Annotated in this window: 17 protein-coding genes and 1 pseudogene; 14 read left to right on the forward strand and 4 right to left on the reverse strand. The window is 64.8% G+C overall.

Features of this window, described 5'->3' with window-relative positions:
- A pseudogene (locus tag BMX78_RS21710) lies at positions 1–228 on the forward strand (IS110 family transposase); the annotation flags it as partial.
- A 198-nt stretch (positions 229–426) separates the two neighbouring features.
- Here the strand turns inward: BMX78_RS21710 and BMX78_RS21715 are convergent.
- Positions 427–1,914: an MFS transporter gene (locus BMX78_RS21715; RefSeq protein WP_091424428.1), complete on the reverse strand. Its 1,488-nt coding sequence runs from the start codon at positions 1,912–1,914 to the stop codon at positions 427–429.
- A gap of 131 nt (positions 1,915–2,045) precedes the next feature.
- Between BMX78_RS21715 and BMX78_RS21720 the strand changes: the two genes are divergently transcribed.
- Both BMX78_RS21720 and BMX78_RS21725 read left to right on the forward strand, forming a co-directional pair.
- On the forward strand, positions 2,046–2,528 hold the full coding sequence (locus tag BMX78_RS21720) for a hypothetical protein (RefSeq protein ID WP_139205068.1): 483 nt from the start codon (positions 2,046–2,048) through the stop codon (positions 2,526–2,528).
- Between the two features lie 90 nt (positions 2,529–2,618).
- On the forward strand, positions 2,619–3,194 hold the full coding sequence (locus BMX78_RS21725) for a GNAT family N-acetyltransferase (RefSeq protein WP_091424436.1): 576 nt from the start codon (positions 2,619–2,621) through the stop codon (positions 3,192–3,194).
- A 193-nt stretch (positions 3,195–3,387) separates the two neighbouring features.
- Here the strand turns inward: BMX78_RS21725 and BMX78_RS21730 are convergent, their stop codons facing one another.
- On the reverse strand, positions 3,388–3,705 hold the full coding sequence (locus tag BMX78_RS21730; RefSeq protein ID WP_286139217.1) for a hypothetical protein: 318 nt from the start codon (positions 3,703–3,705) through the stop codon (positions 3,388–3,390).
- A 266-nt stretch (positions 3,706–3,971) separates the two neighbouring features.
- Here BMX78_RS21730 and BMX78_RS21735 point away from each other — a divergent pair, with 266 nt between their 5' ends.
- The 4 genes from BMX78_RS21735 to BMX78_RS21750 are packed head-to-tail and all read left to right on the forward strand — an operon-like array spanning position 3,972 to position 7,788.
- Positions 3,972–5,084 (forward strand): PP2C family protein-serine/threonine phosphatase, encoded by a 1,113-nt coding sequence (locus tag BMX78_RS21735; RefSeq protein WP_091424440.1) that lies wholly within the window; start codon positions 3,972–3,974, stop codon positions 5,082–5,084.
- Entirely contained in the window at positions 5,081–7,051 is a 1,971-nt protein-coding gene (locus tag BMX78_RS21740; protein ID WP_091424445.1) for a glycosyltransferase family 2 protein, read from the forward strand. Before BMX78_RS21735 ends, BMX78_RS21740 begins: the two co-directional genes overlap by 4 nt.
- Positions 7,041–7,373 carry an STAS domain-containing protein gene (locus BMX78_RS21745; RefSeq protein ID WP_091424451.1) on the forward strand — a complete coding sequence of 111 codons (333 nt, stop codon included), beginning with the start codon at positions 7,041–7,043 and terminating at the stop codon, positions 7,371–7,373. Before BMX78_RS21740 ends, BMX78_RS21745 begins: the two co-directional genes overlap by 11 nt.
- A complete protein-coding gene (locus BMX78_RS21750; RefSeq protein WP_091424456.1) occupies positions 7,366–7,788 on the forward strand; it encodes an ATP-binding protein in 423 nt (140 codons plus the stop codon). The genes BMX78_RS21745 and BMX78_RS21750 overlap by 8 nt, the downstream gene beginning before the upstream one ends.
- Positions 7,789–7,872: 84 nt before the next feature.
- Here BMX78_RS21750 and BMX78_RS21755 read toward each other — a convergent pair whose 3' ends face one another.
- Positions 7,873–9,093, reverse strand: coding sequence for a GAF domain-containing sensor histidine kinase (locus tag BMX78_RS21755; RefSeq protein WP_091424461.1), 1,221 nt, complete (start codon positions 9,091–9,093; stop codon positions 7,873–7,875).
- A 278-nt stretch (positions 9,094–9,371) separates the two neighbouring features.
- Here BMX78_RS21755 and uraD point away from each other — a divergent pair, with 278 nt between their 5' ends.
- The 6 genes from uraD to BMX78_RS21785 all read left to right on the forward strand — a co-directional run bounded on the left by uraD (position 9,372) and on the right by BMX78_RS21785 (position 14,405).
- Positions 9,372–9,869 carry a 2-oxo-4-hydroxy-4-carboxy-5-ureidoimidazoline decarboxylase gene (uraD, locus tag BMX78_RS21760; protein WP_091424467.1) on the forward strand — a complete coding sequence of 166 codons (498 nt, stop codon included), beginning with the start codon at positions 9,372–9,374 and terminating at the stop codon, positions 9,867–9,869.
- Entirely contained in the window at positions 9,866–10,204 is a 339-nt protein-coding gene (uraH, locus tag BMX78_RS21765; RefSeq protein ID WP_050053427.1) for a hydroxyisourate hydrolase, read from the forward strand. The genes uraD and uraH overlap by 4 nt, the downstream gene beginning before the upstream one ends.
- Before the next feature lie 89 nt (positions 10,205–10,293).
- The gene (locus BMX78_RS21770; protein WP_091424472.1) at positions 10,294–10,605 is read left to right on the forward strand and encodes a hypothetical protein; all 312 of its coding nucleotides are present in this window, start codon (positions 10,294–10,296) and stop codon (positions 10,603–10,605) included.
- A gap of 61 nt (positions 10,606–10,666) precedes the next feature.
- Complete coding sequence (gene purF / locus BMX78_RS21775; RefSeq protein ID WP_091424475.1) at positions 10,667–12,340, forward strand: amidophosphoribosyltransferase; 1,674 nt, start codon at positions 10,667–10,669, stop codon at positions 12,338–12,340.
- Complete coding sequence (gene purM, locus BMX78_RS21780; RefSeq protein ID WP_091424477.1) at positions 12,337–13,485, forward strand: phosphoribosylformylglycinamidine cyclo-ligase; 1,149 nt, start codon at positions 12,337–12,339, stop codon at positions 13,483–13,485. The genes purF and purM overlap by 4 nt, the downstream gene beginning before the upstream one ends.
- 587 nt (positions 13,486–14,072) lie before the next feature.
- Positions 14,073–14,405, forward strand: a complete 333-nt coding sequence (locus BMX78_RS21785; RefSeq protein WP_091424479.1) for a hypothetical protein — start codon at positions 14,073–14,075, stop codon at positions 14,403–14,405.
- Between the two features lie 272 nt (positions 14,406–14,677).
- On the opposite strand, the gene BMX78_RS21790 is transcribed toward BMX78_RS21785, so the two are convergent.
- The gene (locus BMX78_RS21790; protein ID WP_091424482.1) at positions 14,678–14,911 is read right to left on the reverse strand and encodes a DUF3073 domain-containing protein; all 234 of its coding nucleotides are present in this window, start codon (positions 14,909–14,911) and stop codon (positions 14,678–14,680) included.
- Positions 14,912–15,175: 264 nt separating this feature from the next.
- Between BMX78_RS21790 and BMX78_RS21795 the strand changes: the two genes are divergently transcribed.
- On the forward strand, positions 15,176–15,868 hold the full coding sequence (locus BMX78_RS21795) for a septum formation family protein (protein WP_286139218.1): 693 nt from the start codon (positions 15,176–15,178) through the stop codon (positions 15,866–15,868).
- Positions 15,869–16,008: the final 140 nt, after the last annotated feature.

A 16,008-nucleotide genomic window follows, 5' to 3' on the forward strand; every position in this document is an offset into this window, starting at 1 on the left:
GACCGCGCCTCCCGAAAAGGCAACAAAGTCCTCAAACGCACCCTCTACCTCTCAGCGTTCGCGGCCCTCAAAGACCCGCTCTCCCGCGCCTACTATGACCGCAAACGAGCCGAAGGCAAACACCACAACCAAGCCCTCATCGCCCTCGCCCGACGCCGTTGCGACACCCTCTACGCCATGCTCCGCGACGGCACCGTTTACCAGGCCCAAACACCAACAGCAGCTTGACGAAGAACATAGGGACACTCTCACTTAAAGCGCGTTTTCACCCGACGCTCGCTCACTTAACGCGCTGTCTAACAGGACGCTCTCTCACTTAACGCGCGCTTTCCTCGGACGCTCTCGCACTTATGGACCAATCCATAGGGTGGGAGCGTCCGGCGTTTAACGGCACCATCCGTTCGAACGGCACCGTAGCGTGGCAGGTCATCCTGCCGCTGGGGTGTCCACCTTCGCCTCTGCAGCCGCCTGCGCATACTCGGCCGACACCCGGCGGTACACCGGGGTCAGGAAAGCCAGCAGCGCGGCGGCCACCAGGATGAGCCCTGCGATCAGGAACACCAGGGCAATGCCGCGGGAGGTGCCCTCGCCCAGCAGCGGGGCCAGCCGGGCCGCGCCGTCGGCCGACCGTGCGTAGGGAATGATCCAGAACTGGGCGATCGGCGCAATCAGGAAGGACGTGACGGGCGCCGCCGCAGACTCGAACGCCATGGCGAAGCCGAACACCCGGCCCTGCCGTGGCAGCGGCACCACCTGCTGGATGACCGTCTGCTCAGCGGCCTCCACAACGGGCACCAGCGTCAGGTACAGCCAGATCCCGACGACGTACAGCCACGCCCATTCGCGCAGGGTGAACACCGCGCCGAGGACCCCCATGGCCACCACGGCAATGAGCAGGGTGCGCAGCGGGTTGGCACCGAGGCCGAACTTACTGATCAGGGCCCCGCCGATCAGGAACCCGCTGGAGCCTACCGCCAGGAAAATGCCCCACAGTTCCACGGGGAACATTTCCAGGCCGTACGGGTCCATCAGCGCCATGTAGACGCCGCCAATGAAGTTGTTGAATGTGGAAAACAGGATCAGGGCGAACAGCCCGGAAATGGCCAGCACAGCGGCATAGGAGCCGCGAAGGTCGAACCCGCCGTGCGCATCGTTGGCCGCCACGCGCGTTTCTTCAGGCATGCGAAGAGTGAGCAGGTGCGCGAACGCGAGCGCCGTGAGCACGATGGCGACCACAATGGTCCAGCCCATGCCCAGCAGCCCCACCGACAGCCCGGAGAGCACGGAAGTGATGAGGAACATCAGCCCCTGCACCATCCCCACCAGCCCGTTGGCGTTGGCCCGCCGCTCCGGCTCAATGAGGATGGTGACGGTAGTGGACAAAGCGATATTGCGCAGGTTCTCCACCACCGCGCCGATCAGGATGACTACGGTGAAAACCCAGAACCAGGGCTGCTTCAGGTCCAGCAGCGAGCTTTCAGGTGTCAGGAGGAACATCACCCCGGACAGCGCAAACATCACCAGGGTGAAGCCGGCGGCGAAGCGCATCACGGCCAGCTTGCGGTAGCGGTCCACGAAGGTGCCGAAGCTGATGCTGGACAGGGCGATCAGCAGCATGTACGCACCCCCGACTACACCGGTGGCGATCACGTTGCGGGTCTCCAGATACACCCAGAACGTCAAGGCAAACCACAGGTAGCTGGTGGTGATGTTAGCCAGGGCGGTGTTCCCCAGGATCCCGGAGAAGGTCCGGGAACGTTCCGCCGGAGTGCGCAGGGAGGTGTCGACGGCGTCTGGATCAGCCAGGCCCGCGGGTTCACCGCCCGTTGTTGAAGTGACGGCGTCCTCGCGAAGGCCTTCCCCACCGTCGGGAACGGCAGCGGCCCTTCCCTGGGCCGGCTCCTGCTCGGTCATGCGTCCCAGTGTAGTGACGGCCGGCAGAAGCCGACAGGGTGGAACAGATACACAGCCCCGCTCCGCAGTTCCGGAACTAAGCTCGTAAGGGAGGGGGCAGTCAGCCGGATGGAACCGCGAAAGGACAAGCCGTGGCGAATGACTCCGCAGAAGAAGCAATGTCCCGGATGGGCGCCGAGCAGGACGCGAAGTACAGCGCGAACCGGCAGCAGTTCGAAGCCCAATCCTGGTACGAGATCGACCAGCGCCTGACACTGCTGTTGACCCCACTTTTCAGGATGGGTGACGACGCAACCATAGAGCTCACCGTGGTGGTGGACGGCACCGTCATCTACGGCTCCGTTGTCTCGGAGCACGCCTGGACGCAGCGGCAGAACGACCAGATCCGCGTCGGCAGCCCGGCAGTGGCGGACGCCCTCGCCTCCGTCGAATCGAAGCGCGAGGAAGAAGCTCTGGAAGAAACCGGGGCAGGCAGCCTCCACCGTCAGGACCGGTACATCCATTTCCTTGCCCCGGTGCTGCTGTCCGGCGGAGTCCATGTGCGCCTGCCGGCTACCAGGGTTGACCTCCGCAAAGTGGCGGCCTGGAGCATCGGGCGTATCAGCCTCGACTGAGGTAACAGGGGTCAGGGAGAACAGGGTTTCGGGAGAACAGAGCCGGAAGGGACACTGTCCCGGCTCTAACGCACATGGCAGGATGGCGGCATGGCGATCGAGGTCCGTCCGGCAACCGAATTTGAGGACGTCCGGGCGTTGGTGGGGCCGAAACGGCCGGATGCCAGCGTGTGCTGGTGCCTGAGCTACCGCATACCGTCCAAACAGAACCAGACGCTGCGCGGCACGGAGCGCGGGGACCTGGTGCAGCAGCTGCTGAAGCAGGACCCGCCGCCAGGGATCTTGGCGTACGACGGCGGGGAGCCGGTGGGGTGGGCGGGGGTCCACCCCCGTGCGGACACCAGTTTCGCCCACAACCGGAAGATCCCGCATGTTGACGATCTGGACGTCTGGTCAGTGTGGTGCATCCGGGTGCGGCCCGGACATCGCGGCAAGGGCATCTCGCACCACCTGTTGAGGGGCGCCGTGGAGATGGCGCGAAGCTACGGTGCGCCTGCGATCGAGGGCTACCCCGTGGACAACCAGGGACAAAAGGTGGACCTCACCATGGCCTACACGGGCACCCGGAAGCTCTTCGAGGACGCCGGTTTCACTAAGGCAGCGGACACCGAGTCAGTACTGAATGGCTTCCCGCGGGTCCTGATGCGGCTGGACCTGCCGCGTTAGCGGCTTTCCAGAATCAGGAGTCAGGGCTTTTTCCACCAGCTGCCCGGCCAGCCCTCGTCAATGGCCCACAAGGCCAGGAGCAGGGAATCCACTGTCATAAGGCCCGCGATAAGGTAGGCCCATCCTGTATACCAAGCCACTGCAATCTCCTGACTGTATCCCCCAGCCACTCGATTGCTCCTAAGTGTGGCACCTAAACCGCCGCGGCGGAACGCCCCAGATCCACACTCCTGAAAAGCGCCTCCAGCCTGTTGTGGGCCTCGGTCTCCAGCTTCAGGCGGTGCGTCAGCTTCTCCACCTGCGCGGACAGCTCCTCCCCAACCGGAAGCCGGTCGCCGGGCCAACTGGAAGCCTCCCGCGACTCGGCAAGCGCTTGAGCCAGGGCATTGGCTGCGGCACGTACCTTCCGGGAGTGGAAGTAGACCCGCAGCAGGGCCCTGGCCTTATCCATCGCTGCCCGTGGCAGGTCGCGTGCTGCCGCCGTCTGGTTGGTTGTGTTGGCATGTCCCATGTGGCTCCACCTTCCTGCCAAGCCGGGGCCAGCCCCGGACGTGGTCGTCGTTGACGTTTGTCCTCATGAAGCTGATCCCACTTCGAGTGTCCCGGGCGTTCCTCAACGTCCGTGCAAGCAGGTCCCAAGATTTACGCAAGATCCGCCAGGACGGGCCGGGGCAGCCAAGCCGCACCCCGCCGTCGGACGAAAAGGCGAGGGTGACTTAACCACTTGTGTTGCCCTGCGACATGTTTGGTAGCCGTTAATACGGTAGAAGTAGACCTATGGTCTCTCCACCCGAAATCCGTCGTGCCGTTGTCATCGAGGATGACCCGGACATCCGCGGCCTGCTGGTCCGTGTCCTGGCCAAGCAGGGCTTCGACGTGACGGAGGCCGCAGCCGGCCTGCCGGGCGTAGAGGAAGTCCGCCGTGTCCAGCCTGATCTGGTCACGCTGGACCTGAACCTGCCGGACATTGACGGCCTCGAAGTCTGCAAGCTGCTCCGCGAATTCTCGGACGCCTTCATTGTGATGCTCACGGCCCGGGCCGATGAACTGGACAAGCTGACCGGCCTGGACAACGGCGCGGACGAGTACATCAGCAAGCCGTTCAGCCCGCGCGAGCTGCAGTCCCGCATCAACGCCCTGTTCCGCCGCCGGCCCTCCCCAGCCGCGGATTCGGCCAACCGCAGTGAACTGGAACGCGCCACGGAAGTCCAGCAAAGCCTCCTGCCCAAGGAGGACATCCGCGTGGACGGCTATGACGTCGCCGGCGTCTTCCGCCCCTCCCGGAGCGTGGGTGGGGACTTCTACGACTGGTACCAGACGCCGGAGGGGCTCCACCTCACCTTCGCCGATGCCATGGGCAAGGGCATGGGCGCCGCACTCATCGCGGCAACGGTCCGCGCAGTGATGCGCTCCACGGGGCGGCGGCAGGACCTGGACGGCGCCTTCGCCTCCGCCAGCAAGGCGATCGCCACGGACCTTGACTCCTCCAACTCCTTCGTCACGTTGTTCCACGCACGCCTGGACGCGGCGTCCGGAACCGTCAGCTATGTCGACGCCGGGCACGGGCTTGCGCTGCACGTCCGGTCCGGCGGCACTGCTGAACGGCTCCCCTCCGCCGGGCCGCCCGTGGGTGCGTGGGCAGGCTCGCAGTGGCCGCAGTCCACCCTGGAACTCGCCCCGGGAGATTCCCTGGTGGTGGTCAGCGACGGCGTGCTGGACGTCTTCGACTCCGTGGAGGACTTCACCGAGGCCGTCCGCAGCGCCGCCCAGGGCCAGGATTCGGCGCACGCCGCCAGCAGCGCCATCATGGCCCTTGCTCCGGCAGAGACGGCTGAGGACGACGTCACCGTGGTTGTGGTCCGCCGGCTCCCGGAGCAGGCTGCGGCATGACCCGCTTCTGGACCAGGCTGGTGGTGGTGCTGACCATTATCACCGGCGTCAACTACATCGCCTGGCGCTGGGCAGCGTCGCTGAACTGGGAAGCCTGGTGGATCGCCCTGCCCCTGGTGATCGCCGAAACCTACAGCCTGATCGACGTGATGCTTTTCGGCATGACGGTGTGGAGGCTGAAAATCCGCAAGGGCGCCCCGACGCCGCCGGCCGATGCCACGGTGGATGTTTTCATCACCACCTACAACGAAGACCTGGACATGGTGATGACCACCGCGTTGGCCGCCCAGAGGATCCGGCACCCGCACAGCACCTGGATTTTGGACGACGGCGCCCGGCCCGAACTCAAGGCACTCGCCGAACAGCACGGCCTGGGCTACGTCACCCGCAGCGAGGACTGGACCTCCAACGTTCCCCGGCATGCCAAAGCCGGCAACCTGAACAACGCCCTCATGCAGACCCACGGCGAGTTCCTCCTGATCCTGGACGCGGACCAGATCCCCGAGCCGGACATCCTCGAAAAGACCCTGGGCTACTTCAACAACCGGCGGGTGGCGCTGGTCCAGACGCCCCAGTACTTCAGCAATGTCCCGGCCAGTGATCCCCTGGGCAGCCAGGCGCCCCTCTTCTATGGCCCCATCCAACAGGGCAAGGACGGCTGGAACGCCGCCTTCTTCTGCGGCTCCAATGCCATCCTGCGCCGCGAAGCCCTGATGCAGCTGGGCCTGGTGGGCTACGTGAAGGAAACCGAGAAGAGCATCCGCCGGGCGCTGGCCGCCTCCCGCTCGGCTATCAAGCAGGCCCGGAAATCCGCGGACGTGGAGGCTCCCCTGGTGGCCCAGGTGCTGGACGAGGTTGAGGCAGCAACGCGCGAAGCCCAGCAGGAGCTCGAGGCCGGCGGCGCCCTGAGCGAGATCACGTACCGGGTGCGCCGCCGCGTGGACGCCGCGGTGCAGACCCTCGTGATGGCCGACGTCGAAGCACTCCAGGCCGACCTCGAAGAGATCGCGGCGATGGAACTGGCGCACGTGGGCGAGTCCGGCGTTCCCGTGGTGGCGGACGACGCCGTCCAGCGCATGTCCGCCCGTGACTGGTCGCCGCTGGGTGCCCTGGAATCCGTGCAGGCCGTCCTGGACGCCCTGTCCGTGGAGCGCAACGACGAGGCGCAGCCGGTGATGCCGCTGGCCACCATCTCCGTCACCGAGGACATGGCCACTGCCATGCGCATGCACGCCATGGGCTGGGAGAGCGTCTACCACCACGAGATCCTGGCCTACGGGCTGGCGCCGGAGGACCTCAAAACCATGCTCACCCAGCGCCTGCGCTGGGCACAGGGCACCATCCAGGTGCTGCTCCGCGAGAACCCGCTGGTCCAGAAGGGCCTCAAGATCGGCCAGAAGCTGATGTACTTCGCCACCATGTGGACCTACCTCAGCGGCTACGCGGCGGTCATCTACTTCGCCGCCCCCATCATCTACCTGCTCCTGGGCATCCTGCCGGTGACGAGCCTGAGCTGGGACTTCTTCATCCGGTTCATCCCGTTCATGGTGGCCAACCAGCTGCTGTTCGCCGTTGCCGGCCGGGGCATCCCCACCTGGCGGGGCCAGCAGTACAGCCTGGCCCTGTTCCCCACCTGGATCAAGGCGTGCTCGACGGCGGCCAGGAACGTCTGGTTTGGCCGTCCCCTGGGCTTTGCCGTCACCCCCAAGGCCCGCCAGAGCGGCGGACCCAGCTGGAGCCTGATCCAGCCGCAGATTGTGGTGTCGGTGCTGCTGGCGGTGGCGGCCGTCGTCGGAATCCTCCGCCTGGCCGCGGGCCTGGCAGAACCGCTGGGCACCCTGGTGAACGTCGCCTGGGTCATCTACGACCTGGTGGTGATGAGCATTTTGGTGCGTGCAGTGCTTTACAAGGGTTATGAACCAGCCGGTGATCCGGCAGTTACAGAGAGGGAGCCAGATGGAGTTTAGCTATGAGGTCAAGGACTCGTATGCGGAGGTCAAGGCGGACGGGCGGCTGAACATGGTGTCCGCGCCGAAGCTGCGCGAGTTCGTCACCGATGTGATCGCGGGTGGATCCAACCGGATCGTAGTGAACCTGGAAAACACGGCGTTTATGGACTCCTCGGGCCTTGGCGCGCTGATCGGCTGCCTCAAGGCGGCCCGGCAGGCGGGTGGCGACCTCCGGATCGCCGCCGTCCAGCCGCAGGTCAAAATGGTCCTGCAGCTCACCAGCATGGACAAGGTCCTCACCTCCTACACCTCTGCCGAAGAGGCGTTCAGCAATGACTGAGGTCCTGGCGTCCCGCAGCTTCCGCGGGCTCGCGGCCGAGGACGCCATCGAATCCGTCCACAATGACCTGGACAGCCTCTGGCTCGACGTCCCCTTTGTGCAGGACATGGACCAGATGACGTTCACAACGGCGGTCATCGAGTCGGCGTCGAACATCGTCCAGCACGCCGAGCCCGCGGGCCAGGAACCAGTGGAGCTCGGGGTGGACATTACCGTCCAGCCCACACTGCTGCAGGCCAGGGTCAGCGCCTACCACGCCAAGCCCCCGTTCGGGCCCATGGAGCCGGCAACCCCGGGCGAGGACGCCGAGTCCGGCCGTGGCCTGGCGCTGATCCAGGCGCTGGTCACCACCGTCACGTTCGAGCGGCAGGACGGCACCAACACGTGGGTCCTGTCCCGGACGTCCCAGGACTAGGCCTTTTTCGAGCCGAGGACAGATACGGGGACCTGTTGGTTGGTTACGTCCCGGTATCTGTCCTAAGACTCCAGCCGCCCAGGGCTAGCCCGGGAAGGTCACCGACACCGTAGTCCCGCCGCCCGGAGTGTCGCTGATGGAGAGCTCGCCGCCGTGTGCCTGGGCGATCCGGCGGCAGGTGGCCAGGCCCAGTCCTGTCCCGGGGCCGTCGCCCGGCCGGTTCAGCCGCACGAGTGGCTCCACGGCTCTACTCCGCTCGGCCGGCAGGATGCCCTTGCCGTTATCGGTCACGTGGACGGTGGTGCCGTGCGCGCCCGGTTCCGCCCTGACCGTGACCCGCAACGCCCTGGCGGGGCTCTGGTAATTCAACGAGTTTGCCATCAGGTTCTGCAGCAGGGTCCGCAGCTGGGAGCGGTCTGCGAAGAGCTCGGCGTCCTCGCACAGGATGCCGCTGGCCAGGCCCAGGTCAAGACCCAGATCCTGGGCGGCCTCTGCCGACACCGCGAGTAAGGACAGCCGCTCCCGGTTGATGGTGCCGTCAGCCCGCGCGTAATCCAGGACGTCATCCAACGTGACCAGCATGCGCCGCCCCCCGCTGCCGATATGTGCCAGGTACTCCGCGAACGGGTGGTCCGGCTGTATGTCCGGATCGTCCTCTGCCAGCTCCACATAGCCAAGGATGGTAGTGAGCGGCGAACGGAGATCGTGGCTCACCCGTCCCGCGAACTCCGCCAGCATGGCGTTGCTCCGCTGCAGCTCGGCCAGGGCTTCGTCAAGCTGCAGCGTCCGGTGCTGGAGTTCAAGAAGCTCCACCACCTGCTGCGCCAGCACCTCCACCAGGCTGATCTGCTCAAGCGTGGGCAGTTCCGGCTCGTTGGAAAAGACGCACAGGGAACCCAGGACCAGTCCGGAGGAGGTCTTTAGCGGGACGGAGGCGTAGAAGCGGACGTCGGCTATCTCACCGGTCACAAACGGGTTGGCGGCGAACCTCGGGTCCTGCGAAGCGTCCCGGACCACAGTTGTCCCCCCGGTCAAAAAGACCGCGGCGCACATCGAGTCCTCCCGCGAGCAGATGCTGGGATCCATCCCTGACGCGGCTATCTGCACCTGCTGCTCCGAGGTGATGATGTTGACCACGCTGAAGGGCACGCCGCACAACGATGCGGCCAGCCTCACCAGGTTGTCCAGTGCGCCCCTGGCCCCGGCGTCCTTCAGTACCGGCCTCTCACCGGCGTAGGCAGGTATCAGCCCATATTCCCGCAGGCCAAGCTCGCGTGCGGAATCCTGATCGGTCAGCGTTTGCATAGCCGTCCCGTCCGTATTCATTTAGTGTCCCCCCAGCAAAAACTGGTCGAGCCTGCGGCTCTCCCGCGATAATACCGGCTTGGCCTGACGCCTGTTGTAGTCTCTTGACACCACCGCCACGGTCCACTTCAATATTACGTATGCTGAAATAACAGTTCCATGATGCGGAAGCCTTGTTGGTATTGCCTGCGATTTACCAATGATCAGGTGCCGGAAGTCCGGCCTCCGCATAGCCGTCACCGTGGATGCCAGCATTTGTTACCTAGGAAGCAGCCAGCATGAAGCTTGCCGAATTCAACACTGCGGACCCTGCGCGGGCCGCGGAAACCCTCAAGCCCTGCATCGACGTCCAGCGCTGGGTGGACACCGTGGCCGCCGCCCGGCCCTTCAGTTCCAGGGATGCGCTCCTGGCATTTGCCGCCGAAGCAGCCAACCCGTTCACTTCCGCCGAGGTGGAGTCCGCAATGGCCCACCATCCCCGGATTGGGGAGCGTCCGACGGCGGCCACCACCGAGGCGTCCATGTCCCGTTCCGAGCAGGCCGGCGTCGACCCCGCGGACGCCGGGGTTGCGCAGGCTTTGGCGCAGGGCAACCGCGACTACGAGGAAAAGTTCGGCCGGGTGTTCCTGATCCGCGCCGCCGGGCGCACCGCCCCGGAAATCCTGCAGGCCCTGAATGAACGGCTTGCCAACTCCGCGGCCGAAGAAGACAGCATCGTGGCACAGCAGCTGCGTGAGATCGCCGTTCTGCGGCTTGAAGGACTGATCACCGAATGAGCGTTTCCCACGTCACTACCCACATCCTCGACACAGGCGCCGGACGCCCGGCGGCGGGGGTCGCCGTCGTGCTTTACAAGAACGACGGCGGCACTTGGCAGAAGCTTGCCGGCTCCACCACGGACGCGGACGGGCGGGCAAAGGACCTGGGGCCGGAGCAGCTGGAGGCGGGGCATTACAAGCTCAATTTCGCCACCGGCAGCTACTACGCCGGCCTGCAGACTGCAACGTTCTTCCCCGAAGTGGACCTGGTGTTCGAAGTCACCGGCCCCGAGCACTATCACGTTCCGCTCCTGCTCAGCCCGTTCGCATACTCCACGTACCGCGGCAGCTGACCTCCCCGTTGCCCTATCACTCATGGTCCCCATTCCGGGGTTTTGGCAGCCGTAAGTGATAGGGCAACACGGAAATGTAGGCTTGATGCATGCCTTCTGAACAACCCGCCGCCGAGCGCCGCGAGGTCACCGTCCGCCGCGCACCCAAATATGTGCCGTTCCTGATCCTGGGCGCACTGGTGGGCATGGCGGTGGCGGCCGCGGTGGCTTACGGATTCCCCGCCACCCCGGAGTTTGACCCCGCCTCGGTGTTCGGATTCTTCCTGGTGCTGTTCGCCGGCGCAGGCGCCATCCTGGGTGCCGCACTGGCCCTCATCCTGGACCGCCGCAGCGTCAAACGGCAGCAGCGGGCAGTGGTGGAAGCGGTTCCCGACTCCGAACCGGATTCGGACAACCTGTAGCAGCCCGGTCACAAACGGACGGCCGGAAAAGTCCTACCGCATATCGTGAGATAATCGACCAGTGGCACGCGGCGATGGAAAACTTTCTCATGATCTTCTCCCTGGCGAAAAAGGCCCGCAGGACGCCTGTGGCGTTTTCGGGGTCTGGGCACCAGGTGAAGAAGTAGCAAAACTTACCTATTACGGGCTGTATGCACTGCAGCACCGCGGTCAGGAGTCGGCTGGTATAGCCACCAGCGACGGCAAGCGGATCAACGTCTACAAGGACATGGGACTCGTCTCCCAGGTCTTCGACGAGACCACCCTGAACACCCTCACCGGGCATCTCGCCGTGGGCCACTGCCGCTACTCCACCACCGGAGCCAGCCACTGGGCCAATGCCCAGCCCACCCTCGGCGCCACCAGCACCGGCACCGTTGCCCTGGCGCACAACGGCAACCTCACCAACACCGCCGAACTCAACGCCATGATCCAGGAACGCAACGGCGGCCAGCTCACCGGTGAGATGAAGCAGGGCAACACCTCGGACACCGCCCTGGTCACGGCCCTGCTCGAAGGCGAAGAGGGGAAAACCCTCGAAGAGACGGCCATTGAGCTCCTGCCCAAGATCAAGGGCGGCTTCTGCTTCGTATTTATGGACGAAGGCACCCTCTACGCCGCCCGCGACACCTTCGGCATCCGCCCGCTGGTCCTGGGCCGGCTGGAACGCGGCTGGGTAGTGGCCTCCGAGCAGTCCGCACTCGCCACGGTGGGCGCCAGCTTCATCCGCGAGATCGAGCCCGGCGAATTCATCGCCATTGACGAGCAGGGCGTGCGGTCCCAGCGTTTCGCGGAGCCGACGCCGGCCGGTTGCGTTTTCGAGTACGTCTACCTTGCCCGTCCGGACGCCGCCATCGCCGGCCGCTCCGTGTACGAATCCCGCGTGGAGATGGGCCGCCAGCTGGCCCGCGAAAACACCCAGGTAGCGGACATCGTGATCCCCGTTCCGGAATCCGGTACACCCGCCGCGGTGGGCTACGCCGAAGAATCCGGCATCCCGTTTGCCCATGGCTTCGTCAAGAACTCGTACGTGGGCCGTACCTTCATCCAGCCCTCGCAGACGCTCCGCCAGCTGGGCATCCGGCTCAAGCTCAACGCCCTGGAGTCCGTGATCCGCGGCAAGCGCGTGGTGGTGGTGGATGACTCGATCGTCCGCGGCAACACCCAGCGCGCCATCGTCCGGATGCTCCGCGAAGCCGGTGCCGCCGCGGTGCACGTCAAGATTTCCTCCCCGCCGGTGCAGTGGCCCTGCTTCTACGGCATCGACTTCGCCTCCCGTGCGGAGCTGATCGCCAACGGCGCCACCATCGAGGAAATTTCCCAGGCCATCGGCGCCGATTCGCTGGCCTACATCTCCGAGGACGGCATGATCGGCGCTACCCGGCAGCCGCGGGAGCGCCTCTGCACCGCATGCTTCACCGGCAAGTACCCTATCGAGCTTCCGGGCTCGGACAAGCTTGGCAAGAACCTCCTGGAGCGCACGGACCTCGGCGGCCTGAAGCCTTCGCCGTCGGCCCTTCCGGGCCAGACCGCCGCCCTTGCCGTGGACTCGGAAGAGGATCCGGCCGAGAAGTCCGGCGCCACCGGCTGCGATCCGGGGCCCGACTCCGAATTCGAGAATTTGCTGACCGAAGCCGACCTTGTGCCAGACGTGCACGCCGCCACCACCGGCGCTGACAAGAAAGAGTCCGTATGACTTCCGCTGCCCCCGCCCCCGGCAACACTTCCGGCATCACCTACGCCTCCGCAGGCGTTGACGTGGAAGCCGGCGACCGCGCCGTCGAGCTGATGAAGGATGCCGTCAAGGCAACCCACAACTCCTCGGTGATCGGCGGGGTGGGCGGCTTCGCCGGCCTCTACGACGTCTCCCGGCTCCTGACCTACAAGAAGCCGCTGCTGGCCACCTCCACCGACGGCGTGGGCACCAAGGTTGCCATCGCCCAGGCCATGGACATCCACGACACCATCGGGTTCGACCTGGTGGGCATGGTGGTGGACGACATCGTGGTGGTGGGCGCCGAGCCTTTGTACATGACTGACTACATTGCCTGCGGGAAGGTGGTGCCCGAGCGTATCGCCGATATCGTCCGCGGCATCGCCGCCGCCTGCTCCGTTGCCGGCACTGCGCTGGTGGGCGGCGAAACCGCCGAGCACCCCGGCCTGCTGGGTGAGCACGAGTACGACGTCGCGGGCGCAGCCACCGGCGTGGTCGAGGCCGATCAGCTCCTGGGCCCTGACCGCGTCCGCGCCGGAGATGTTGTGATTGGCATGGCCTCCTCCGGCCTGCACTCCAACGGCTACTCCCTGGTCCGCCGCGTGATCAACCACGCCGGCTGGGCCCTGGACCGCCAGGTGTCCGAGCTTGGCCGCACCCTGGGCGAGGAACTCCTCGAGCCCACCCGCGTCTACGCTGCGGACTGCCTGGACCTCGCCCGCGCCTTCCCCGTCACCGGGACCTCCGCTGTGCACGGCTTCAGCCACGTCACGGGCGGTGGACTGGCCGCCAACCTGGCCCGCGTGCTGCCCCAGGGCCTGGTGGCTACCGTTGACCGTGCCACCTGGGAACTGCCGGCCATCTTCAAGCTGGTATCCGAGCTGGGCAACGTGCCGCTGGCAGACCTCGAGCGTACGCTGAACCTCGGCGTGGGCATGGTGGCCATTGTGTCCGCCGACGCCGCCGACGCCGCGGTTTCCCGCCTCAACGACCGCGGCCTGCCGTCCTGGATCATGGGCACCGTTACCGAAGACTCGGACGACATCCTCAAGTCCGGCCCGGACTATGTCCAAGGCGCCAAGGGCGTGGACGGCGGCGCCGTCCGACTGGTCAACGCCTACGCCTAGACATTTCACGGATGCCGGCGGTTGCTAGAAGCAGCCGCCGGCATTTTTGTGCCAGATTGGCCAATTGAGAATCCCCTTTTTGGTTTGAGCTCGTTCCCTGATGCGGCCGTTCCCATGACCGACCTCAGCGTTGCAGGTCGGACAGCAACAAAACCGCGCCAGAGTTGGCACGCCGTCCTAGCGGCGGTAGTGCCGATCGGACTGGCCGGAACCGGTACCAATCACGGCATCAAGCAAGGGGCTCAGAGTTCCGCGGGTAGCGTTGGCTGCTAAACCAATCATGAGAAATGTGAGATAAGACACTCCTATCCCTTGACTGCTAAGCATACTTACCTTTAGGCTCGAAGATATGGAAGGGCAGTACCGGAGTCGGTATGGGGGTTCTTCTCGAAGGACAGTGATAGGGCTCCTTCAATGGGCGACTTCGCCCAATGTGCCGACGTTCGGCCTTCTCTTCACCGCAACCAGCGGAAGCTAAAAAACCACAAAATGTCCGTGTTCCTACACGGCTATGTTGCCGCGCCTTCTGCTCGGTTCAGCAGGTCGGAATGACTTGGGGAAGTGCGGACAAATCAAGGAGGCACCAAATGTCTGTTATGCGCAAAGTAGCTGCAGGAGCAGCCGGATCACTCATGCTTATCGGGGCCGTCGCTGTCCCCTCCGACGCGGCGAGGAACACGACCTTCCAGGACGGCTTGGTGAACGTTAACGTTGGGGACGTGACGGTCATCGAAGATGTCAACGTGGCCCTCGTCGATGTTGTGGACGTTGTCGTCACCGCCTGTGGAGTCAATGTTGGTCCAGCGGCAGTTGCAATTCTTGGTGAAGCGATTGCAGTGGACAATTCCGGGCGGAGTATGACTGTCTGCGAGACAGCTACTGGCGCGCCGGTCACCATCATGCAGAACACGGGAGCGTAATCCCACAAAGCACGAGAAGGGCCGCTTTGCTCCGGGGTGTCTCTGCAACAGGGAACCCGGTTGACAATGCTAGACCTGGAGACAAGAGAAAGCCCGCTGCCCGCACCGAATCACAGTGTGGGCAGCGGGCTTTACTACTGGAATCAACACCGCGATCAGCGTGGTGCCAAAAAGAAACGCGCACTGGCCGGAGGCTAGGATTCGACCTACTGAATCCTTGAAGGCACCGGCGTCGCAAGGCTGCCAAGTACAGCAACAGCACCTTGCGACAACTAGCCGATGCGGCGGGTGTCTACCTCGTCGTCGTCTTCTTCCAAATCATCCGCGTACTTATCCACATAAGCCGAATAGTCCGGCTCTGCCGGCTCGTTCGCATAATGGCTCGTGGCACGACTGCTGGGGCCCGTCAGCTCACGCTGAAGTGCCGAGTAGTCAGTGTTCGGGGAGTAGTACTTGATATCCCGAGCCTGCTTTGTAGCTTTTGCCTTTTGACGGCCGCGCCCCATGGCGTGACCCCCTTTTGTACTTGGACCGGAGGTGGTCACCTTGGCGTAGGTGAGGCCCCGGAATGTTTGGTCAATTTGTCGTACACCTAGATTACATGCTTTCGAGGGCCCTCGCTTGCCAGGTGCGGCTCCAGGTGATGGATTGCATTAGTATTCCCCGGCCCGGCCCGCAGGTTTCCAGCTTTTTTCTTCGATAGAGTCGGTTGCAGAACTGCTGAAACTGGCTGGCAAACCCGGCTGCCCGCGCGGAAAATATGCAGGAGGATGCACCCCTTGAACCACCCGGACGTCCCGCCCAAACCCAGCTCGCCGCCTACCGCCGGCCTCCCCCGCGTTCCTGCCGCAGAGTATGGGGTCCCGGCCGCGGAGCCGCCGGTACGGCACCCAAGCCCGGTTAACCACTCCCAGGGGCCGGACGAAGCCAGGAGGCAGGGGCGCCGGCGCACGCTTTGGAAGGCATTCTTCGCCGTCGTCCTGCTTGCGGTTATCGGATCGCTCGTGTGGCTCGCCCTGTGGCTGAATTCCAACGGGGGTACGGACGAGTCAAGCGGGGCTGTCCGCGGAGTGCTGGAAACTGCGGTCACTCCCCCGGCCACCCCGCTTCCCCTGCCGCGCGAAGTGGAACCACCCGCCTATGCGCTCGGCGACTGCTTCACGGATTTCCACCCGGAAGCCCTGAAATCCACGGTGGTGCCATGCGACACCAACCATTCCGCCCAACTGGTGGTGGTGTTCCGCTACCCCGAGGAAGGCGATTACCCCGGCGCAGAGGCGCTCAAGGCCAAAGCCCTCGAAGCCTGCCAGGCGGCAAAACTCGGCCCGGCGGCAGACCAGTTCACGCTGAACTACGAGCGGAGCTTCCCCAGCTCCACAAGCTGGGACTCAGGGGACCGCAGGGTGGACTGCTACGTGACGTCCCCGGGCGGAAACAACGTGAACGCAAGCGTGCTGCCCTAGCACTTGAGAGCACCAGGGCAGCACGCTGCGGCCGCAGTACCTAGTTGTACTAAGTCAGGACGTTGGTTACATCGTGAATAGGTGAAGACCTCTTAGGTTGGTGGTTACCACACACAGCCAACGACTAAGAGGTCTTCATG

Origin of the sequence: Arthrobacter sp. OV608 (assembly GCA_900110595.1) — a bacterium.
Classification (GTDB): domain Bacteria; phylum Actinomycetota; class Actinomycetes; order Actinomycetales; family Micrococcaceae; genus Arthrobacter.